Raw genomic sequence first — 20,399 nt, forward strand, 5'->3', positions numbered from 1 at the left:
CAAAAAAACCAAAGTTCATTATGAAAAAGTACATCAAAATCATCTCACTGGTGCTGATCGCACTGATTTTTATCGGGACCTTCGTGTTCCTGTATCAGAAATCGCAGCCGAAAGACACGGCTTACGAAATCCTCCATTCACAGACCACGGATTTGGTGCAAACCACCGTAGCCACTGGAAAGATTGAACCGCGCGACGAAGTACAAATCAAGCCGCAAATTTCCGGCATCATTTCGGAAGTGTACAAGGAAGCCGGCGAAACGGTGAAGAAAGGCGAAATCATCGCCAAGGTCAAAGTCATCCCCGAACTGGGTTCGCTCAATTCGGCTGAAAGCCGTGTCCGTCTGGCCGAAATCAACGGACGACAGGCAGAAACGGATTTGGAACGCATGGAAAAACTCTATAAGAGCAAGCTGGTGAGCAGCGAAGAATACGAAAAGACGCTGCTGGCCGCCAAACAAGCCCGCGAAGAATTGCAGGCAGCCAAAGACAACCTGCAAATCGTAAAAGAAGGAATCACCAAGAGCAGTGCCTCCTTCAGCAGCACCCTGATCCGTTCCACCATCGACGGACTGATTCTGGATGTGCCCATCAAAGTGGGTAACTCCGTCATCATGAGTAACACGTTCAACGACGGTACCACCATCGCTACTGTAGCCGATATGAGCGACCTCATCTTCCGCGGCAATGTGGACGAAACGGAAGTGGGACGTATCCGCGAAGGCATCCCTGTCAAAATCACGCTGGGAGCCTTGCAGAACATGAAATTCGATGCCGTACTGGAATACATTTCTCCGAAAAGCGTGGAAAACAACGGAGCCAACCAGTTTGAAATCAAGGCGGCCATCACCGTGCCCGACAGCGTGACCATCCGCTCCGGCTACAGCGCCAATGCGGAAATCGAACTCCAACGGGCCAACCACGCACTGACCGTACCGGAAAGTGCCATTGAGTTCAGTGGGGATTCTACCTTTGTCTATGTACTGACCGACAGTGTACCCACACAGAAATTTATCCGCCGCCAGGTACAGACCGGCATCAGTGACGGAGTAAATATCGAGATTAAGAGCGGGCTGAAACCCGATGAAGCTATCCGAGGACTCAAAAAAGAAATGTAAGCCATGAGAATCAACTTGAAACAACTGGCCGTACTGAGTTTCGGCCTCCTGGCCACAGGTGCCAGCCAAGCAGAGGAAGCATGGGATTTGACCCGCTGCATCGAGTATGCCATCGCCCACAACCTGACCGTCAAACAGCAGGAGGCTGCCCGCGACAAAAGCGAAGTGGAACTGAACACCGCCAAATGGAGCCGTCTGCCCGACCTGAACGGTAGTGCGTCCCACTCGTTCAACTTCGGACGAAGCCTCCAGGCCAACAACACCTACCAGAGTATCAACACCCAGAACACGGGCTTCAACCTGAGCACCAGTGTACCCTTGTTCACCGGCATGCAGATTCCGAATAACATTGCCCTTTCCAAACTGAACCTCCAAGCAGCCACGGAAGACTTGAACAAGGCCAAAGAGGATATCAGCATCCAGGTGACCTCGGCCTACCTGCAAGTGCTCTTCAACGAGGAACTGGTGAAAATAGCCCGACAGCAAGTGGAACTGAGCCAGGAAATGCTGACCCAGAAAGAAGCCTATTTCCAAAACGGGAAAGCCTCTGAATCGGAATTGTACGAGGCCAAGTCGCGCGTGGCACAAGACCAGCTTTCACTGGTACAGACCGAGAACGACTATCGCTTGTCCCTGCTCGACCTCAGCCAACTGCTGGAACTGCCTTCGCCGGATAATTTCCAGATTGTCAGTCCCGACATCCAGCCCGAACAACTGTTCGGCACGCTGACCTCTCCGACCGACATCTACAATCAGGCGCTACTCATCAAGCCTTCCATCAAGGCGGCACAGTATCGCTTGCAAGGCGCGGCCCGCAACATCCGCATCGCCCAAAGTGCCTATTATCCCCAACTCAGTTTCGGTGCCGGACTGGGTACCAGCTACTACAAGATGTCGGGCAGAGACAATGCCAGTTTCCATTCCCAGCTGAAGGACAATTTCAGCCAATACGTGGGACTTTCGTTGAGCATCCCCATCTTCAACCGACTGAGTACCCGTAACCGGGTCCGCACGGCACGCCTGGAACAAACCACCCTGAACTGGCAACTGGAGGAAAGTAAAAAGGCACTCTACAAGGAGATACAGCAAGCCTATTACAATGCCGTCAATGCGGAAAGCAAATACCAGAGCAGTCAGGTAGCCGACGAAGCGGCAGAAGCCTCTTTCAAACTCATGAAAGAAAAATATGCCAACGGAAAAGCCAACGCCACGGAATACAATGAAGCCCGCACCAACTGGATGAAAGCCGTGTCCGACTGTGTGCAGGCAAAATACGACTACCTGTTCCGAACCAAGATTCTGGATTTCTACCAAGGCATTCCACTTACATTGAAAGACGCCGAATCACGCTAGTTTACAGCGAATTATAAAACAAGAGCCAAATGCCTGAACGTTGCAGAAAAAACGCAAGTGCGTTTTACTTAAAACGCTTAGGCGTTTGGCTCAAAACGTACTTGCGTTTTAGTCTAAACGCACTTGCGTTTTTCAAACGAATAAATCGGGGCGAATTTCCGGCAAATATCCGCTCCGGATTCTCCATTCCTGGGGATACAGATTATTGGCTCGGTTGCCGATATTTTTAGCAAAACCCAATGCCTGTCCGCGATAAGCCAGCACCACATATCCTTTCGGTACCTCCGGTGAAAGTGTCACCGCCTCTTTCCGCAAATAAGCCACAGCCTGTTCATAAGTCAGTTCCGCTGTCGGAAAAGCCTCTTTCCGGAATGCCGTACTCATGGCCAGTGTATGCGAAGGCTGCCAGTCCTTCCCCTTCCATTCTCCTAACGTGACACCGGCATGCAGCACCTTAAGCCGACTTTTCAGCAACTCATAAAGGGGTTTATGAGCCATGGGAAAAGCCACCGCTTCCATCTCTTCCACGCTGAACCCGTAACCTTCCGCTCCGTGTATCCACGCCTGCACCTCTCGCGACACCTGCAACACCGGTGTCTTTCCTCCTTTTCCTTTTTTGGGAGACTTGCCCGCCGGCTTCACCCGTGCACATTCCCGGTCTTCTTCCGACGTTTTCCGCAAGACAGCCAGAAACAATCCTTCCCCCGTCGTCTTGTGCGGCAAGAAACGATAAACCGGAAATGTATGTTCGGTCAGATTTCCGGTAATATGCCATTCCGGCTTCACTTCAAGAGGCAGCACCTCTGCGCCAAGCTCCCGTGCAATCCAGGCCACATTGTCTTCATTCTCTTCCCGGTTGTACGTGCAAGTGCTGTACACCAGCAATCCTCCGGTCTTCAGACAAGGCCATATATCACGCAGAATCCGACGCTGCCGCTGCCAGCACGTATCCACGTTAGCGATACTCCATTCCTGTACTGCCACTTCATCCTTGCGGAACATTCCTTCTCCCGAACAAGGTACATCGGTCAGCACCACATCGAAAAGAGGACCCAGTTCCGTAAAATCCGCCGGGTCGTTGTTCGTTACCATCACCTCCGGATTTCCCCATTTGACCAGATTCTCAGCCAGTACCTGCGAACGGTTGCGCATCACTTCATTGGCCACCAGCAGACTGCCTTCGGGCAACACCGACCGGGCCAGTGTGGATTTTCCTCCGGGAGCCGCACACAAATCGAGCATTACGGCCGGTTCCTGCACGTATTGCCGGAGTGCCTGGGCCAAAAACATGGACGATGCCTCCTGCACGTAATAACATCCGGCGTGAAACAACGGGTCGAACGTGAACGCCGGCCTGCCGGACAAGTAGTATCCTTCCGGACACCAGGGCACTGGTGTGCTGTCCACAGGAACAAACATACATTTATCCTGATTGATACGGATGCTGACCGGAGTCTCCTTTTCCAAGGCTTCCTCCAACGCAGAAAAGTCGGCATCCCCCATCAGCCGACATGTGCGAGTGACAAAATCAGAGGGTAAATTCATGATGAAGCTAAGCAATTATGTTACGCCAGCAAAAATAAAAAAAATTAGCTACCTTTGCAAAAACAAAAAAATCCAATCATGAAACAATATCTTGACTTGTTGCACCGCATCCGTACGGAAGGCGTACGCAAAGACGACCGTACCGGCACAGGCACCCTCAGCGTGTTCGGCCACCAGATGCGCTTCAACCTGGAAGACGGCTTCCCGCTCGTCACAACCAAAAAACTTCACCTGAAATCCATCATCTACGAACTGTTGTGGTTCCTCAAAGGGGATACCAACGTGAAATACCTGCAAGAACATGGCGTCAGAATCTGGAACGAATGGGCCGATGAAAACGGAGACCTAGGCCATATCTACGGCTACCAGTGGCGCTCCTGGCCCGGCTACGACGGTACGTTCATCGACCAGATTTCGGAAGCGGTGGAAACCATCAAGCACAATCCCGATTCCCGGCGCATCATCGTCAGTGCCTGGAACGTGGGCGACTTGAACCACATGAACCTTCCCCCGTGCCACGCGTTTTTTCAGTTCTATGTGGCCAACGGCCGACTGAGCCTGCAAATGTACCAGCGCAGTGCGGACACCTTTCTGGGCGTACCGTTCAACATCGCCTCCTATGCCCTGCTGCTGCAGATGATGGCACAGGTGACCGAACTGAAAGCGGGTGACTTCATCCATACGCTCGGAGATGCCCACATCTACTTGAACCACCTGGAGCAAGTGGACCTCCAGCTGACACGTACTCCCCGTCCGCTGCCTACCATGAAAATCAATCCGGACGTAAAAGATATCTTCAGCTTCCAGTACGAAGATTTCCAGCTGGAGAACTACGACCCGTGGCCACATATCGCTGGAAAAGTATCTGTATAACCAATCATAAAGAACAAAATATGACCTTATCCATCATCGCCGCCATCAATCAGAAACGAGGTATCGGCTACCAGAACAAGTTGCTTTACTGGCTGCCCAATGACTTGAAACGCTTCAAGGCACTCACCACAGGCCATACCATTCTGATGGGACGGCATACCTTTGAATCCCTCCCCAAAGGCGCCCTGCCTAACCGGAGAAACGTCGTGTTGAGCAAAAAGGATTTGCATTTTGAAGGAGCGGAATGTTTCCACTCGCTGGAAGAAGCCTTGAAATCCTGCAAAGAGGAAGAAGAAGTCTTCATCATCGGAGGAGCCATGCTCTACATGGAGGCCCTCCCGCTGGCCGACCGCCTCTATCTGACAGAAGTGAAAGACGACCAAGTGCCCGCCGACACTTTCTTCCCGGAAATAGACCGCCATGTATGGCAAGAAAAAAGTAGAGAATGCCATCCGACAGACGAAAAGCATCTCTACTCCTATAGTTTCGTTAACTACGAACGTACACAAAAATAAGTGTCACGCATCAATCATCGTCATTCGCCAGGTCCATGATTGGCATCTGGCGTTTGATGGCTTCACGGAAAGAAATGATTGTTTCCGAACGTGACAGGCCCAGCGGCTGAAGTTTGTCATGAATGATTTCCAGCAGGTGATGATTGTTCTTCGCATAAATTTTGATAAACAAGTCGTACTGCCCGGTGGTGAAATGACATTCCACGACTTCCGGAATGTGCTTCAATGCCTCCGTGACGGAATCAAACTGTTCCGGATCTTTTAAATACAAACCGATGTAGGCACAAGTTTCATAGCCTATCTTTTCCGGATCAATGATAAATTCTGAACCTTTCAGAATTCCCAGGTTCGTCAACTTTTGAATTCGCTGATGAATAGCGGCTCCCGATACATTACAAGCACGTGCTACTTCCAAAAAAGGAATACGTGCGTTGCCTGCAATCATGCGCAGGATTTGTTCGTCTAAGGTGTCTAATTGATGATGTCCCATCTTCTATGTTTTTGTATTTATGCAAAGGTAATACTTTTTCTTCATACTATCTCAATATTTATAACCTTTACTTGATTTTTAACATGAAATTTGTAGAAATACAAGGACTTATCTTCAACTTACACTTTTCATGTCCCAACCGCCACATTCAGCGGACAGCAGACGTATCCTGTCTCAGAACTGAAACAAGGCAGTGAATACAATACGGTTATTTTTTACCAAATGCGTATCGGTCACGCGGGCCTTTGCAGTATAATCTCCATACCAGGCACCTGTCCAGGTATATTCGGCTCCGATTTTCCAGTTTGGACGGTTATAAGTGAATTCGGCACCTAAAGTATTCAACTGGTCAATATCAGTTCCAGTACCCAGCACTCCGGTCACTTCTTTCGATGCACCCAAGTTTTTCAGATATCCGGCAAAGATTCCGCCACGGAAGGTACTTCCATACATCATATTCAACCAAGTATGAGAAACGCGCACCGGCGTATATTCCTGTTCCCCGGTACGGGAATCAGTGGAAGTAATGCCATAACCTCCGATGGTACTGGCCTGTGTAAGGTTGGAGCCCAGCACACTCTTGGCAGCCAGCAGGAAACGCTGGTGTGTATACTTCACATGTGCCTCGGCAGAAACTCCCGTAATACGTTCGCTCACCTTGTAGGTTTTTCCATCATATTCCGACTGCGTACGAGGAGTGATGGAAGACACATGTACGCCTGCTCCAGCCAATAAACCCGGGCGTTTATAATCCATCCCCAGATAAAATTCCGGCGTACATCCGTTCTTGATGAAACTCTGGTTCTTCTGAGTAGTCGTCGCACCTGCCTGGTTGGAAGACGGACCGACCGACAGATACTGCGACTGCCATACGGCAGCAGCCGTCAGCACGAAATGTTTTTCCGTCAAACGGTAGCGCACTTGAGGCGCACGGCTGAAAGGCTGATAAGGAGCTCCCATATTCAGGTTTAAGATATCGGGCGACACATCTCCATACAAAGGATGCCAGGTCTGTCCTACCAGTAACGCAGATTTTCCCCAATCCAGATTAAAATAAGCGTGACGAATACGAATCAGAGAATAAGTGGTTCCTGAACCGCGGAAGTCTATCTCTACCTTTGCCGAAGTCTTAGCCTTTCCCCACATCGGCCCAGTCACATCCACCCCCAATCTGGTATATAAGGTATAGAAATTGCCATCGGGCTTTGCATTCAAATCCTTTCCATCCGCATCGGGAGCCACATCCTTGGGATACATATAAAAAAGTCCATCCACTGTCTCCGAATTGGAACGGCTGTTATAAAACAAGTCTGTACGTACCTGGCCATAAAACTTATAGCCAAAATCTTTCTTCTGAGCCATTACTCCCGTCGAAACAACGGCCATGGCCCACATCAAAAAGAATTGTTTTTTCATTTGATTTCACTTTTATCCTTTACCGGCTGCAAAAGTAGCCATAATCTGTTGAACAGCCAAACAAATTCCTACAAGGAACGTACCCGGCGGAACCAGCACACGAACCACACCGCTGCTACCAACGTACAGCCTCCTCCAATGGCATAGGAGACTTCGCTTCCCAACGAGAAACCTTCGGGGGCAATAAACAAATAAGTGGAGCAGACACATGTCATGAACAGGGCAGGCACCAAGGTCACCCAGTAGTTTTTCCGGGCCCCCACCAGATAGGCGGTAATAGCCCATAGCGTAAAGACAGATAAAGTCTGGTTACACCAGGCAAAATACCGCCAGATTATCTTGAAACCTTCCGCATCGCCAAAACTGTAGACCAACAATCCTACGGTGACCAGAAAAATCGGAATACTGATGGCCAGACGCTTTCCGATGGAACGCTGCTCCACATGGAAGAAATCGGCCACAATCAGACGGGCCGAGCGGAGAGCCGTATCGCCACTCGTAATCGGAGCTGCCACGATTCCCAGAATGGCCAGGATACCTCCGAAGGTGCCCAACCAGTCCTTGGAAATGTCAGTGGCTACCTTGGCTCCTGAATAAGCCACTCCTGTCACCTTGTCTACGATGCCGTTTTCCTGAAAGAAATACGTCGCAGCGGCTGCCCAAATCAAAGCCACAATACCTTCGGTCACCATCGCCCCGTAAAACACCGGACGACAATGTTTCTCATTGGTAATGCAACGTGCCATCAAGGGTGATTGAGTGGCATGGAAACCGCTGATGGCTCCACAGGCAATGGAAATGAACATCATCGGGAATATGGGATTTTCCTCATACTTGGTTCCAAATCCGTCCCATATCTCCGGAAGAGACGGACTTTTCACATATAGCATGACCAGAATTCCTACTGCCATGAACAACAGGGCAAATGCAAACAATGGATATATCCGACCGATAATCTTGTCGATAGGAAGCATGGTGGCCAGAATGTAATACAAGAAGATGACTACCACCCAGAAATACACATTCAAGGAAGCAGGCGTCATTCCAGCCAACAGTTCTGCAGGACCCGATACAAATACGGCCCCCACCAGAATCATCAGCAACACAGTGAATACACAAACTACATTTTTCGTCCTTACCCCCAGATAACGGCCGATAATTTCCGGCAAGCTTTCCCCTTTGTGCCGCAATGACAAGGTGCCGGACAGAAAATCGTGGACCGCACCGGCAAAAATCGTACCGAACACAATCCATAAGTAAGAAGCCGTGCCAAACTGTGCGCCCATGATAGCCCCGAAAATAGGACCTAAGCCGGCAATGTTCAAGAACTGAATCATAAAGATTTTCCACGTAGGAAGTGGAATGAAATCAACTCCGTCCGTCAAGGTCAATGCCGGAGTTTTTCGGGCGGAATCAGGTGCAAACAACGTGTCGATGTATTTTCCATAAACCCAATATCCTACCACCAGTAAAACCAATGCGATAGTAAATGTGACCATAGATTTTCGATTTATCTCTTATTTTGCCGCAAAAGTAATAAAAAGAAGAAAACAGACGCCATAAAAAGATAATTTTAATCATCAAATCACATTTCATTCTGGGAAACAACTTGAACGTGTCCAATCTCCTACGGTCAAACAAGATTGATGCCATACAGCTAGTATATACCCTACCATCGAAAACTCTATTTTCAATTTGTCTCTGCAACCAGCTTTGTGTATATTTGCGCAAATTTTGAATCCAACATGCGAATACTCATCAGTTTGTTATTTATAAGCTGTTCCCTCTTTATACAAGCACAGCCTAAAGAAGAAATCCGGGCCACCTGGCTGACCACGCTAGGAGGAATGGACTGGCCTGCCCGCAAGGCCAATTCGCCACAAGGCATTGAAGCACAAAAGAATGAACTCATCCGGCAGTTGGATGCCTTACAGGCGGCTCACTTCAATACCGTACTTTTTCAAACCCGGCTTCGGGGAGACGTAATGTATCCTTCGGCCTATGAAACATTTGCCGAAAGCCTGACCGGACATACGGGAAAGAACCCCGGATATGACCCTTTACAATTTGCCGTCGAAGAATGTCATAAGCGAGGACTGGAACTCCATGCATGGCTGGTATGTATCCCTATCGGCAACAAACGGCAAGTCGGCCTGTTAGGGAAAGACTGCGTTGTCAAAAAACAGCCCAAGCTCTGCAAGCTGTTCAACGGCAGCTGGTATCTTGACCCCGGAAATCCCGGCACGGCCGAATACCTCTGCCAGATAGCCAAGGAAATCGTCTCACGCTACGATGTGGACGGTATCCATCTGGACTATATCCGCTATCCGGAACAAGGTGAAAAGTTTCCCGACAAGGACACTTTCCGCAAATACGGGAAAAAACAGGAACTGAAGCAATGGAGAAGAGACAACATTACACATATTGTCCGGCGGATTTACACGGAAGTCAAACGGTTGAAGCCCTGGGTAAAAGTGAGCAGTTCTCCCATCGGCAAATTCAACGATACCCAGCGGTACTCTTCCTTCGGATGGAATGCCTATGAAACCGTTTACCAGGATGCGCAGAAATGGTTGAACGAGGGTATTCAGGATGCCCTTTTCCCGATGATGTATTTTCAAGGAAATCATTTTTATCCCTTCGCCCTCGACTGGAAAGAAAACAAGAACGACCGATGGATTATTCCGGGATTGGGAATTTATTTCCTGCATCCTAAAGAACAGGATTGGAAAATCGATGAAATCATCCGCCAGATTTATTTCTCCCGAAAAATCGGATTGGACGGACAGGCCTATTTCCGCAATAAATTCGTACTCAGCAATACCAAAGGAATTCTGGATGAGTTGAAAGAAAACTTTTATGCCTACCCGGCTGTCGTCCCTCCCATGCGGTGGACAAAAACGCCCCTTCCTTCACAACCCACTCAACCTTCTCTCACCGTGCAAGGGAATCACATCCAAATGAGTTGGGAAGGGGCCGAAAACCAGCCTGGAGGTATCTACTATCGCATTTATACCTCTGACGCTTATCCTGTAGATATTGAGAATGCCCGAAATCTGGTCATTACCCGAACGGACAGCTGCCGGTACACCTTCATCTCCGGCACCTCACAAAAAGGAAATATCTACTGGGCGGTTACAGCCGTCAACCGTTTTGGAGTCGAAAGTCCCCCGCTGGCCCTGAATGTTCCTTCAAAAGACGAGCCTACCATATTATATGGACGGCTGCCCGTATTACCCAAAGGGTATACCCTGATTGTCAGTGAGGCGACAGGAATTGAAATCCTCCGGACCACCCAGCCGGAAAAAGACATTCCCCGCAAAATCGGCAAAGGATTTTTCCGGTTAAGTCTGCTGGCACCCGATGGAAGCATCACCCCAGCAGGTATCACCGTGTTCTGATGTATTTTATTCCGAAACGCATGGTAATAAAAGGAATAATCACTAAATTTGCACATTCAATTGAAACAAACAAACTTACTATACTCATGAGCAATCAACGATACATGCAGCGCGGCGTATCTGCATCGAAAGAAGATGTACACAACGCCATCAAGAACATTGACAAAGGTATTTTCCCGAACGCATTCTGTAAAATTATCCCTGATATTCTGGGAGGTGACCCAGAATACTGCAACATCATGCATGCCGACGGAGCCGGTACAAAATCCTCACTGGCGTATTTATACTGGAAAGAAACCGGCGACTTGTCTGTATGGAAGGGCATCGCACAGGATGCACTGATTATGAACATTGATGACTTGTTGTGCGTGGGTGCGGTAGACAATATCTTGGTATCTTCTACCATCGGACGCAACAAGCTGCTTGTACCGGGTGAAGTGATTTCAGCCATCATCAACGGCACGGACGAACTGCTGGCCGAACTCCGCGAAATGGGCGTCGGTGTATATGCTACTGGTGGAGAAACCGCTGATGTAGGCGACTTGGTCCGCACCATCATCGTGGACAGCACGGTGACCTGCCGTATGAAACGTGCGGATGTCATCAACAACGCCAATATCCGTCCGGGGGATGTGATTGTGGGTCTGGCTTCTTACGGTCAGGCAACTTATGAGAAAGAATACAACGGCGGTATGGGCAGCAACGGACTGACCAGTGCCCGTCATGATGTGTTCAGCAAATACCTGGCAGAGAAATATCCGGAAAGCTATGACCACGCAGTGCCTGAAGAACTGGTTTACAGTGGCAAACTGAAGCTGACAGATGCAGTAGAAGGTTCTCCGCTGGATGCCGGCAAACTGGTGCTGTCTCCAACCCGTACTTATGCTCCGGTAGTCAAGAAACTGCTGGATGCCCTGCGTCCGCAAATCCACGGTATGGTTCACTGCTCAGGCGGTGCCCAGACAAAAGTACTGCACTTCGTAGGCGACAACTGCCGGGTCATCAAAGACAACCTCTTCCCTGTGCCTCCTTTGTTCCGCACCATCAAGGAACAGAGCGGTACCGAATGGGACGAAATGTACAAAGTGTTCAACATGGGACACCGTCTGGAAGTCTACCTGTCACCGGAGCATGCAGAGCAGGTAATTGAAATCAGCAAATCGTTCAACATCGATGCCCAGATTATCGGACGCATCGAAGAAAGCGACCACAAAGAACTGATTATCCGTTCTGAATTCGGAGAATTCAAATATTAACCAGCTACTTCTTACGATTGTATGAAACCGCAAGAAAAACAAGGATGTCTTATCGGCATCGGATTACTCGTTGTATGGGTTGTCTTTTTCTATTTTGGCATTGAAATGGACGCTCCTTTTCTCAAAATGATAAGTTTTGGACTCCCGGGTTTTGTCATTTCCTTTGTATTTGGGAAATACTTTGGGACTAAAGAGTTTAAATGGAAAACCCGAAGAGACTTGCCGCTCGTCTTGCTTGGTTTCATATTGTTGGTTTTCTTTACCTGAATGGCCTATGACAGGTTATGGTAAGCCAAGACCAATCTCATCACTCAACTGTATAAGCATTCCATTAGAATGGCAGAAAACAATACATTACTGGAAAAATTAGACGGTTTGGTTTCACGTTTTGAAGAGGTCTCTACACTCATTACAGACCCGAATGTGATAGCCGACCAGAAACGGTACGTCAAACTGACCAAAGAATATAAGGAACTGGGCGACCTGATGAATGCCCGCAAGGAATATTTGCAATGCCTCAACGGACTGGAGGAGGCCAAAATAATGATGGCTGAAAGCGACCCGGAAATGAAGGAGATGGCCCGCGAAGAAGCGGCTGCCTGTGAAGCCCGTATTCCCCAGCTGGAAGAAGAAATCAAACTGTTGCTGGTACCAGCCGACCCGCAAGATGACCGCAATGCCATCCTGGAAATCCGTGGAGGTACGGGAGGAGATGAAGCCGCCATCTTTGCCGGCGATTTATTCCGCATGTACTCCAAATACTGCGAACGCAAAGGCTGGAAACTGGAAGTATCCAGTGCCAACGAAGGTGCTGCCGGAGGTTTCAAGGAAATCATCTGCTCCGTTACCGGAGACAAGGTATATGGTACTTTGAAATATGAATCAGGCGTACACCGCGTGCAACGGGTTCCTGCAACTGAAACTCAGGGACGTGTTCATACATCAGCTGCCTCGGTTGCCGTACTGCCCGAAGCTGAACCCTTTGACGTAGAAATCAACGAAGGTGAAATCAAATGGGATACTTTCCGAAGCGGAGGTGCCGGAGGCCAGAACGTAAACAAAGTAGAATCGGGGGTCCGCCTGCGTTACAACTGGAAGAATCCGAACACGGGTATCGTGGAAGAAATCCTCATCGAGTGTACGGAAACCCGCGACCAACCGAAGAACAAGGAACGCGCCCTGAGCCGTCTGCGTACCTTCATCTACGACAAGGAACACCAGAAATACATCGATGACATCGCTTCCAAACGAAAGACCATGGTGAGCACGGGTGACCGTTCGGCCAAAATCCGTACGTACAACTATCCTCAGGGACGTATCACCGACCATCGCATCAACTACACCATCTACAACCTGGCGGCTTTCATGGATGGCGACATCCAGGATTGCATCGACCACCTGATTGTGGCCGAAAATGCAGAACGACTGAAAGAGAGCGAATTATAAAGTCACATTATTACCATTAATCATAAAAACATTATGAACAAACAGGAATTATTTGAAAACATCAAAAAGAAAAAATCTTTTTTGTGTGTAGGACTGGATACCGACATCAAGAAAATTCCGGAACACCTCCTGAAAGAAGAAGACCCGATTTTCACATTCAATAAAGCTATCATCGATGCTACTGCCCCTTACTGTATCGCCTATAAACCCAATTTGGCCTTCTATGAAAGCATGGGCGTAAAAGGATGGATTGCGTTTGAAAAGACTGTGGAATACATCAAAAAAAACTATCCTGACCAGTTCATCATCGCCGATGCCAAACGTGGCGATATCGGTAACACCTCGGCCATGTATGCCCGCACTTTCTTTGAAGAACTGAACATCGACTCTGTCACTGTAGCTCCCTACATGGGTGAAGACAGTGTGACTCCGTTCCTCACCTATGAAGGCAAATGGGTCATCCTGCTGGCACTGACTTCCAACAAAGGCTCACATGATTTCCAGCTTACGGAAGACAAAGAAGGCGAACGTCTCTTTGAAAAAGTGTTACGCAAATCACAGGAATGGGCCAACGACCAGAACATGATGTACGTGGTAGGTGCCACTCAGGGACGTATGTTTGAGGACATCCGTAAAATCGTCCCCAACCACTTCCTGCTGGTTCCGGGAATCGGCGCGCAGGGTGGTTCACTGGAAGAAGTCTGCAAATATGGCATGACCAAGGAATGTGGGCTGATTGTCAATTCAAGCCGTGCCATCATCTATGCGGATAAAACTGAGAATTTCGCCAAAGCAGCAGGAGAAGAAGCACAGAAAGTACAGCAACAAATGGAGAAACAACTGGCAGCCATCCTATAACTTAGCAAAAAGCAAATTTTCCACTATACCATAAGAAGCATAAAAGCCACTATTTTCAGAAGGCTTTTATGCTTCTTTTTTATTCTAAATTCAATATAAAAAGTCCTAATTCAGGCATATTTTTGAGCCCATACACAAAAATCAAAGGGCATTTCCGGCAAATAATTGGCTTTTTTCACGGATATATAAAAAAAAAACACGTAATTTGCATAATTAAGTAGTAAGTATGCTTTTTCAAGCAACAAAGATTTGAAAAACAACCAGGAAAACAAAGGAACAAAAGATTATCAAATATGGAGTTCTCAGCTAAACAAATTGCGGAATACATCCAGGGAATCATCGTTGGAGATGAAAATGCCAAAGTACATACCTTCGCTAAAATAGAAGAAGGAGTACCAGGAGCATTATCCTTTCTATCCAATCCCAAATACACCCATTACATATACGAAACACAATCGACCATCGTATTGGTAAACAAGGATTTTCATCCGGAGCATGAAATCAAAGCCACTTTAATCAAAGTAGATGATGCGTATGAAAGCTTGGCGAAATTAATGACTCTCTATGAAATGAGTATTCCTAAAAAGAAAGGTATCAGTTCGTTAGCCTCCATTGCTGAAAATGTAAAGATAGGAAAAGATGTCTATATCGGCCCTTTTGTCTGCATTGAAGAAGGAGCCGAAATCGGCGATAATGCGTATATACATTCGCAAGCAACGATAGGGAGCAATGCGAAAATCGGTGCCAATACTATACTTTATCCCCACGTAACAATTTATCAGGACTGTAGAATTGGCAACAACTGTATCCTGCACGCAGGAGCAGTTATCGGCGCCGATGGATTTGGATTCGCTCCTGCCCCAGAAGGATACGAAAAAATCCCCCAAATCGGCATCGTCATCATTGAAGACAATGTAGAAATCGGTGCCAACACCTGTATAGACCGCGCTACAATGGGAGCCACCCTTGTGCACCAAGGAGTCAAGCTGGACAATTTAATCCAGGTGGCTCACAATGTGGAAATCGGGAAAAATACCGTAATGGCTTCCCAAGTAGGAATTGCCGGATCGGCCAAAGTGGGAGAATGGTGCATGTTCGGTGGTCAGGTAGGTGTAGCCGGACACATCAAAGTGGGAGACCATGTAACCGTAGGCGCCCAATCAGGCATTCCAGGGAACACCAAATCCCATTCTACCCTGATGGGATATCCAGCCATCGACCCGAAACAGTTTGCACGTTCCGCAGCAATTTACAAAAAGCTTCCGGACATGTACGTGGAACTTGGACGTCTGCAGAAAGAAATCGAAGAATTAAAAAAACAACTAAATAAATAAGCCCATGTTGAAACAACAAACCTTAAAAGGCAGCTTTTCACTCAATGGCAAAGGACTCCACACGGGGGTAAAACTTACCGTTACGTTCAATCCTGCCCCAGAGCACCACGGGTATAAAATACAGCGAATCGATTTGGATGACCAGCCCATACTGGATGCTGTAGCAGAAAATGTAGTGGACACTACCCGCGGAACAGTTTTAGCAAAAAACGGGGTGAAAGTTAGTACAGTAGAACATGCACTGGCCGCGTTGTATGCAGCCGGCATCGACAACTGCTTGATTCAGGTAGACGGACCGGAATTTCCAATTCTGGACGGTAGTGCCAAAGCCTATGTGGAATGTATCAAGCGAGTAGGCATCGAAGAACAAGCTGCTCCGAAAGACTATTACATCATTAAGTCCAAAATTGAATTCCGTGACGAAGAAACGGGTTCATCCATCATTGTACTCCCAGATGACAAGTTCAGCGTAAATACACTTATATCTTACGACTCTAAAATCCTGACCAACCAATATGCTACGTTGGAGAACATGGGAGACTTTCCCACAGAAATCGCTTCAGCACGTACTTTTGTGTTCGTCCGTGAAATTGAGCCCCTGCTGAATGCCGGACTGATTAAAGGAGGGGACTTGGACAATGCCATCGTCATCTATGAAAGGCAGATGACACAAGAAAACTTCGACAAACTGGCCGATGTGATGGGAGTTCCCCACATGGATGCCAGTCATTTGGGATATATCAACCATATTCCATTGGTATGGCCTAACGAACCTGCCCGCCATAAGCTGCTGGACATCATCGGTGATTTAGCCCTTGTGGGAAAGCCCATTAAAGGACGCATTATTGCCACCCGCCCGGGACACACCATCAACAACAAATTTGCCCGTCAGTTGCGCAAGGAAATCCGCCTGCACGAAATTCAGGCTCCAATCTATAACTGCAACGAGGAACCCCTGATGGATGTAAACCGTATCCGCGAACTACTCCCTCACCGCTATCCGTTCCAGCTGGTCGACAAAGTGATAGCCATTGGTGCCAATTACATTGTCGGCATCAAAAATGTCACTTCCAATGAACCGTTCTTCCAGGGACATTTTCCCCAAGAACCGGTGATGCCTGGCGTCCTGCAAATAGAAGCGATGGCCCAAGTAGGAGGATTGCTGGTGCTCAACTCAGTAGATGAGCCCGAAAGATATTCTACTTATTTTCTGAAAATAGATAATGTAAAATTCCGCCAAAAAGTTGTGCCGGGAGATACCCTGATTTTCAGAGTTGAACTGATGGCGCCCATTCGCCGCGGCATATCCACCATGAAAGGATATATTTTCGTGGGAGAAAAAATTGTCTGCGAAGCTGAATTTATGGCACAAATTGTAAAAAACAAGTAACATGATCAGCCCTCTAGCATATATAGACCCCGAAGCTAAAATCGGAGAAAACGTAGAAATAGGTCCATTTGTTTTTATTGACAAGAATGTGGTCATTGGAGACAACAATGTCATTATGCCCAATGCCAATATCTTATATGGCTCCCGGATTGGAAACGGGAACCGGATTTTTCCAGGTGCTGTAATCGGTGCGATTCCCCAAGACCTGAAATTCCACGGAGAAGAGACTACCGCAGAAATCGGTGACAACAATACCATCCGGGAAAACGTGACTATCAACCGGGGAACAGCCGCCAAAGGTAAAACCATCGTAGGTAACAACAACCTGCTGATGGAAGGGGTGCACGTAGCCCATGACACACTTGTAGGAAGCGGATGCATCATCGGTAACCAGACCAAAATGGCAGGAGAGGTCATCATTGACGACAATGCCATCGTAAGTGCTTCCGTACTGATGCACCAGTTCTGCCGTGTAGGCGGATACGTGATGATTCAGGGAGGCTGCCGTTTCAGCAAGGATATCCCACCGTTCATCATTGCCGGACGCGACCCGATTGCTTATTGTGGCATCAACATTGTCGGACTAAGACGCAGAGGATTTTCCAATGAACTGATTGAAAACATTCATAACGCGTATCGTATCATTTACAACAGTGGAAAAATCGTATCCGATGCGCTGGAAGAAATCCGCAAAGAAGTGCCGATGAGCAAAGAAATAGAATACATCATCTCATTTGTGGAAAACTCGCAACGAGGCATCATCCGATAAAAAAGATTTTGTATATTTACCACATCAACCAAAGACAAACAAAAATGGTATATAAATTTAGAATCATATCTGACGAAGTCGATGATTTCCTGAGAGAAATCAAGATCGACTCTGAAGCTTCCTTCTATGACCTGCACGAAGCTATCTTGAAGTCAACAGGATATAAGGACGACCAAATGACTTCCTTCTTTATCTGCGACGACGACTGGGAGAAGGAAACCGAAATCACACTTGAAGACATGGGTACAGGAAGTTCTGAGGAAGATACCTACGTGATGAAAGATACCCGCCTCAGTGAACTGCTGGAAGACGAAAAACAAAAACTTCTGTATGTCTTCGATCCCTTAGCCGAACGCGTCTTTTTCATTGAACTATCTGAAATCATCACAGGAAAGGATTTGGACAAGGCAGTATGTTCCCGTAAAAGTGGAGAAGCTCCTAAACAGACCATCGACTTTGACGAGCAGATGAATACCAATGCCGCACTCGACCTGGATGAAAACTTCTACGGAGACCAGGATTACGACATGGAAGATTTTGATCCGGAAGGATTCGACATCAACGAAGGAAGCGGAAATCCTTACGACGAAGACAAATACTAACCTTCCGCTTTTTCCATACTCATTTATATCACAAGAATGTCATCCTGGACGAGGGTTCAGAATGACATTTCTTTTTTCTGTCAATACAAACTGCTCATGAAAAAGCCCGTCCTTATCGTACTCATCGGTCCTACAGGTGTAGGCAAGACCGAATTGAGCCTTTCTGTCGCCGAACGGTTTCATACCTCAATCATTTCCTCAGACTCCCGACAATTATACAAAGACCTGAAAATCGGGACCGCCGCCCCCACTCCCGCACAGCTGTCGAGAGTCCCCCACCATTTCGTCGGGACACTGGAACTGACCGACTATTACAGTGCGGCACAATATGAGACAGAAGCGCTGAAAAAGCTGGAAGAACTGTTCCAGACCCATCCGGTAGTCGTCATGACAGGAGGTTCCATGATGTATGTCGATGCAGTCTGCAAGGGCATTGACGATATTCCCACCGTAGATAAAGAAACCAGAGACCTGATGATACACCGCTACGAGACAGAAGGACTGGAACCACTCTGCGCTGAATTACGGGTGCTCGACCCTGAATACTACCGCATTGTAGACCTGAAAAACCCCAAAAGAGTGATTCATGCACTGGAAATCTGCTACATGACCGGAAAGACCTACACTTCTTTCCGCACCCGCACACAAAAAGAGCGTCCCTTCCACATCATCAAAATCGGCCTGACACGCAACCGAGAGGAACTTTACCAGCGCATCAACCAACGCGTGGACGAAATGATGAAAGAAGGACTGCTGGAAGAAGCCCGACGCGTGTACCCTTACAAGCACCTCAACTCCTTGAACACCGTAGGCTACAAGGAAATTTTCAAGTACCTGGATGGAGAATGGGAGCTCCCCTTCGCCATTGAGAAAATCAAACAGAATTCACGGATTTATTCGCGGAAACAAATGACCTGGTTCAAGAGAGATACGGAAATCACCTGGTTCCATCCCGACCAGAAAGAAGAAATCATGCAGTTTCTGGACAGCCGGATTAACCTTGACTGACTCCTGAGCCATCCTCACCTTCCAACAAAAACTCTTTCCGGAACATATCCACGAACAGAAGGAAAAGAGACACCAGCAGCGGTCCGAAGATGATGCCCATAAAACCGAACAGAGGAAGACCGGCCACCACCCCGAAAATAGTAATCAACGGATGCACATCGGCCATCTTCTTCTGCAACAGGAAGCGAATCAGATTGTCACACTGTGACACGATAATCGCCCCGTATCCCAGCATCATCAAAGCACTTACCCAATTGCCGACCACCAGAAAATAGACCGTAATCGGTCCCCAAACCAGAACTGTTCCGACAATCGGAATCACCGAAGCAAATGCCGTCAGCATGGCACTCAGAAACGGATTAGGCGCATCGCAAATCAGGTAGCCCCCCAATGAGATAAATCCTTGGATAATGGCCAGCAACGGAATGCCGATGGCATTGGAACGAACCATCAGCTGCACCTTCTTCAACACCTCAACCTTATTTTCGGCCTTAAAGGGAAGCAACGTAGAGATATAATGTTCCATGCTCTTCCCTTCATACAGCATAAAAAACATCAACATGATCGCTACGCACAAGTTGACCAGCAAGTCACTGACGCCACTCATCACCGACTGCCCGATGGAAGAAGCCTGTGACACCAAGAAAGAAAGACTTTTTTCCGACATCACATCAAAACCAGTCCGGTCCTTGATAAAGTCCACCACCTCCCACATCGGCCGGATAATGGCCTCCGTATCAAAATGCATTTGTGAAACCTGGCTCACCAAAGCCCATGCAAACAAGGAAAGCGGTACTAGGATGAACAGCGTAACTACGATAGTCACCAGCCACACAGCCAGCGCCCGCTTCATTTTTGTCTGAAGCCAGAAGGTAAAGTTACGCAACAGCAGGTAAAGCGTAAATCCTCCCAAAATACCGTTCATGAAAGGCTGCGCCTGACGGAATAACAGGTACCCCAGTCCAAGGATAAACACAATCAGTGAATATTTCCAATATCTTTCCTTCATAAGCACTTTTTCTCCG

Annotated in this window: 18 protein-coding genes; 13 read left to right on the plus strand and 5 right to left on the minus strand. The window is 47.8% G+C overall.

Annotation, left to right across the window (positions count from 1 at the left end):
- Nucleotides 1-20 precede the first annotated feature (20 nt).
- Together OIM59_RS13425 and OIM59_RS13430 are read left to right on the plus strand one after the other, a co-directional pair.
- Complete coding sequence (locus OIM59_RS13425) at nucleotides 21-1,118, plus strand: efflux RND transporter periplasmic adaptor subunit (protein ID WP_299171259.1); 1,098 nt, start codon at nucleotides 21-23, stop codon at nucleotides 1,116-1,118.
- Between the two features lie 3 nt (nucleotides 1,119-1,121).
- Entirely contained in the window at nucleotides 1,122-2,471 is a 1,350-nt protein-coding gene (locus tag OIM59_RS13430) for a TolC family protein (protein WP_299171256.1), read from the plus strand.
- 132 nt (nucleotides 2,472-2,603) lie between these two features.
- Here the strand turns inward: OIM59_RS13430 and OIM59_RS13435 are convergent, their stop codons facing one another.
- Nucleotides 2,604-4,016 (minus strand): rRNA cytosine-C5-methyltransferase, encoded by a 1,413-nt coding sequence (locus tag OIM59_RS13435; RefSeq protein WP_299171253.1) that lies wholly within the window; start codon nucleotides 4,014-4,016, stop codon nucleotides 2,604-2,606.
- Between the two features lie 78 nt (nucleotides 4,017-4,094).
- Between OIM59_RS13435 and OIM59_RS13440 the strand changes: the two genes are divergently transcribed.
- Nucleotides 4,095-4,889 (plus strand): thymidylate synthase, encoded by a 795-nt coding sequence (locus tag OIM59_RS13440; protein ID WP_299171250.1) that lies wholly within the window; start codon nucleotides 4,095-4,097, stop codon nucleotides 4,887-4,889.
- 20 nt (nucleotides 4,890-4,909) lie between these two features.
- Complete coding sequence (locus tag OIM59_RS13445; protein WP_303897177.1) at nucleotides 4,910-5,404, plus strand: dihydrofolate reductase; 495 nt, start codon at nucleotides 4,910-4,912, stop codon at nucleotides 5,402-5,404.
- Between the two features lie 10 nt (nucleotides 5,405-5,414).
- Here the strand turns inward: OIM59_RS13445 and OIM59_RS13450 are convergent, their stop codons facing one another.
- The 3 genes from OIM59_RS13450 to OIM59_RS13460 form a co-directional block, all read right to left on the minus strand.
- On the minus strand, nucleotides 5,415-5,894 hold the full coding sequence (locus OIM59_RS13450; protein WP_022354822.1) for an Lrp/AsnC family transcriptional regulator: 480 nt from the start codon (nucleotides 5,892-5,894) through the stop codon (nucleotides 5,415-5,417).
- A 174-nt stretch (nucleotides 5,895-6,068) separates the two neighbouring features.
- Nucleotides 6,069-7,310, minus strand: coding sequence for a hypothetical protein (locus OIM59_RS13455; protein WP_299171245.1), 1,242 nt, complete (start codon nucleotides 7,308-7,310; stop codon nucleotides 6,069-6,071).
- A 68-nt stretch (nucleotides 7,311-7,378) separates the two neighbouring features.
- The gene (locus OIM59_RS13460) at nucleotides 7,379-8,809 is read right to left on the minus strand and encodes a carbon starvation protein A (protein ID WP_299171243.1); all 1,431 of its coding nucleotides are present in this window, start codon (nucleotides 8,807-8,809) and stop codon (nucleotides 7,379-7,381) included.
- 246 nt (nucleotides 8,810-9,055) lie between these two features.
- Between OIM59_RS13460 and OIM59_RS13465 the strand changes: the two genes are divergently transcribed.
- The 9 genes from OIM59_RS13465 (at nucleotide 9,056) to miaA (ending at nucleotide 19,374) form a co-directional block, all read left to right on the plus strand.
- Nucleotides 9,056-10,711, plus strand: coding sequence for a glycoside hydrolase family 10 protein (locus tag OIM59_RS13465; RefSeq protein WP_299171240.1), 1,656 nt, complete (start codon nucleotides 9,056-9,058; stop codon nucleotides 10,709-10,711).
- 86 nt (nucleotides 10,712-10,797) lie between these two features.
- Nucleotides 10,798-11,967, plus strand: coding sequence for an AIR synthase-related protein (locus OIM59_RS13470; protein ID WP_299171237.1), 1,170 nt, complete (start codon nucleotides 10,798-10,800; stop codon nucleotides 11,965-11,967).
- Nucleotides 11,968-12,303: 336 nt separating this feature from the next.
- Nucleotides 12,304-13,413, plus strand: a complete 1,110-nt coding sequence (gene prfA, locus OIM59_RS13475) for a peptide chain release factor 1 (protein WP_072543406.1) — start codon at nucleotides 12,304-12,306, stop codon at nucleotides 13,411-13,413.
- 33 nt (nucleotides 13,414-13,446) lie between these two features.
- Nucleotides 13,447-14,271, plus strand: a complete 825-nt coding sequence (gene pyrF, locus OIM59_RS13480; RefSeq protein WP_299171223.1) for an orotidine-5'-phosphate decarboxylase — start codon at nucleotides 13,447-13,449, stop codon at nucleotides 14,269-14,271.
- A 293-nt stretch (nucleotides 14,272-14,564) separates the two neighbouring features.
- Entirely contained in the window at nucleotides 14,565-15,605 is a 1,041-nt protein-coding gene (gene lpxD / locus OIM59_RS13485) for a UDP-3-O-(3-hydroxymyristoyl)glucosamine N-acyltransferase (protein WP_299171220.1), read from the plus strand.
- A gap of 4 nt (nucleotides 15,606-15,609) precedes the next feature.
- Nucleotides 15,610-16,995, plus strand: a complete 1,386-nt coding sequence (locus tag OIM59_RS13490; RefSeq protein WP_299171217.1) for a bifunctional UDP-3-O-[3-hydroxymyristoyl] N-acetylglucosamine deacetylase/3-hydroxyacyl-ACP dehydratase — start codon at nucleotides 15,610-15,612, stop codon at nucleotides 16,993-16,995.
- A gap of 1 nt (nucleotide 16,996) precedes the next feature.
- Nucleotides 16,997-17,764, plus strand: coding sequence for an acyl-ACP--UDP-N-acetylglucosamine O-acyltransferase (gene lpxA / locus OIM59_RS13495; protein ID WP_299171214.1), 768 nt, complete (start codon nucleotides 16,997-16,999; stop codon nucleotides 17,762-17,764).
- Between the two features lie 44 nt (nucleotides 17,765-17,808).
- The gene (locus OIM59_RS13500; protein ID WP_072543410.1) at nucleotides 17,809-18,366 is read left to right on the plus strand and encodes a hypothetical protein; all 558 of its coding nucleotides are present in this window, start codon (nucleotides 17,809-17,811) and stop codon (nucleotides 18,364-18,366) included.
- A gap of 96 nt (nucleotides 18,367-18,462) precedes the next feature.
- A complete protein-coding gene (miaA, locus tag OIM59_RS13505; RefSeq protein WP_299171211.1) occupies nucleotides 18,463-19,374 on the plus strand; it encodes a tRNA (adenosine(37)-N6)-dimethylallyltransferase MiaA in 912 nt (303 codons plus the stop codon).
- On the opposite strand, the gene OIM59_RS13510 is transcribed toward miaA, so the two are convergent.
- Nucleotides 19,361-20,383 (minus strand): AI-2E family transporter, encoded by a 1,023-nt coding sequence (locus tag OIM59_RS13510; protein WP_303897182.1) that lies wholly within the window; start codon nucleotides 20,381-20,383, stop codon nucleotides 19,361-19,363. The two genes, miaA and OIM59_RS13510, sit on opposite strands and share 14 nt — an antisense overlap.
- Nucleotides 20,384-20,399 lie beyond the last annotated feature (16 nt).

Origin of the sequence: Bacteroides mediterraneensis (assembly GCF_025993685.1) — a bacterium.
Taxonomy (GTDB): Bacteria; Bacteroidota; Bacteroidia; order Bacteroidales; family Bacteroidaceae; genus Phocaeicola; species Phocaeicola mediterraneensis_A.

What these genes read in the sequence shown, in the direction of transcription:
- OIM59_RS13470 (WP_299171237.1), top strand. Translation starts at nt 10,798, where the DNA reads ATGAGCAATCAACGATACATGCAGCGCGGCGTATCTGCATCGAAAGAA.
- OIM59_RS13510 (WP_303897182.1), bottom strand. Translation starts at nt 20,383, where the DNA reads ATGAAGGAAAGATATTGGAAATATTCACTGATTGTGTTTATCCTTGGA.
- OIM59_RS13435 (WP_299171253.1), bottom strand. Translation starts at nt 4,016, where the DNA reads ATGAATTTACCCTCTGATTTTGTCACTCGCACATGTCGGCTGATGGGG.
- OIM59_RS13460 (WP_299171243.1), bottom strand. Translation starts at nt 8,809, where the DNA reads ATGGTCACATTTACTATCGCATTGGTTTTACTGGTGGTAGGATATTGG.
- OIM59_RS13500 (WP_072543410.1), top strand. Translation starts at nt 17,809, where the DNA reads ATGGTATATAAATTTAGAATCATATCTGACGAAGTCGATGATTTCCTG.
- OIM59_RS13465 (WP_299171240.1), top strand. Translation starts at nt 9,056, where the DNA reads ATGCGAATACTCATCAGTTTGTTATTTATAAGCTGTTCCCTCTTTATA.
- OIM59_RS13445 (WP_303897177.1), top strand. Translation starts at nt 4,910, where the DNA reads ATGACCTTATCCATCATCGCCGCCATCAATCAGAAACGAGGTATCGGC.
- OIM59_RS13430 (WP_299171256.1), top strand. Translation starts at nt 1,122, where the DNA reads ATGAGAATCAACTTGAAACAACTGGCCGTACTGAGTTTCGGCCTCCTG.
- OIM59_RS13440 (WP_299171250.1), top strand. Translation starts at nt 4,095, where the DNA reads ATGAAACAATATCTTGACTTGTTGCACCGCATCCGTACGGAAGGCGTA.
- OIM59_RS13455 (WP_299171245.1), bottom strand. Translation starts at nt 7,310, where the DNA reads ATGAAAAAACAATTCTTTTTGATGTGGGCCATGGCCGTTGTTTCGACG.
- lpxD (WP_299171220.1), top strand. Translation starts at nt 14,565, where the DNA reads ATGGAGTTCTCAGCTAAACAAATTGCGGAATACATCCAGGGAATCATC.
- miaA (WP_299171211.1), top strand. Translation starts at nt 18,463, where the DNA reads ATGAAAAAGCCCGTCCTTATCGTACTCATCGGTCCTACAGGTGTAGGC.
- lpxA (WP_299171214.1), top strand. Translation starts at nt 16,997, where the DNA reads ATGATCAGCCCTCTAGCATATATAGACCCCGAAGCTAAAATCGGAGAA.
- pyrF (WP_299171223.1), top strand. Translation starts at nt 13,447, where the DNA reads ATGAACAAACAGGAATTATTTGAAAACATCAAAAAGAAAAAATCTTTT.
- OIM59_RS13450 (WP_022354822.1), bottom strand. Translation starts at nt 5,894, where the DNA reads ATGGGACATCATCAATTAGACACCTTAGACGAACAAATCCTGCGCATG.
- prfA (WP_072543406.1), top strand. Translation starts at nt 12,304, where the DNA reads ATGGCAGAAAACAATACATTACTGGAAAAATTAGACGGTTTGGTTTCA.
- OIM59_RS13490 (WP_299171217.1), top strand. Translation starts at nt 15,610, where the DNA reads ATGTTGAAACAACAAACCTTAAAAGGCAGCTTTTCACTCAATGGCAAA.
- OIM59_RS13425 (WP_299171259.1), top strand. Translation starts at nt 21, where the DNA reads ATGAAAAAGTACATCAAAATCATCTCACTGGTGCTGATCGCACTGATT.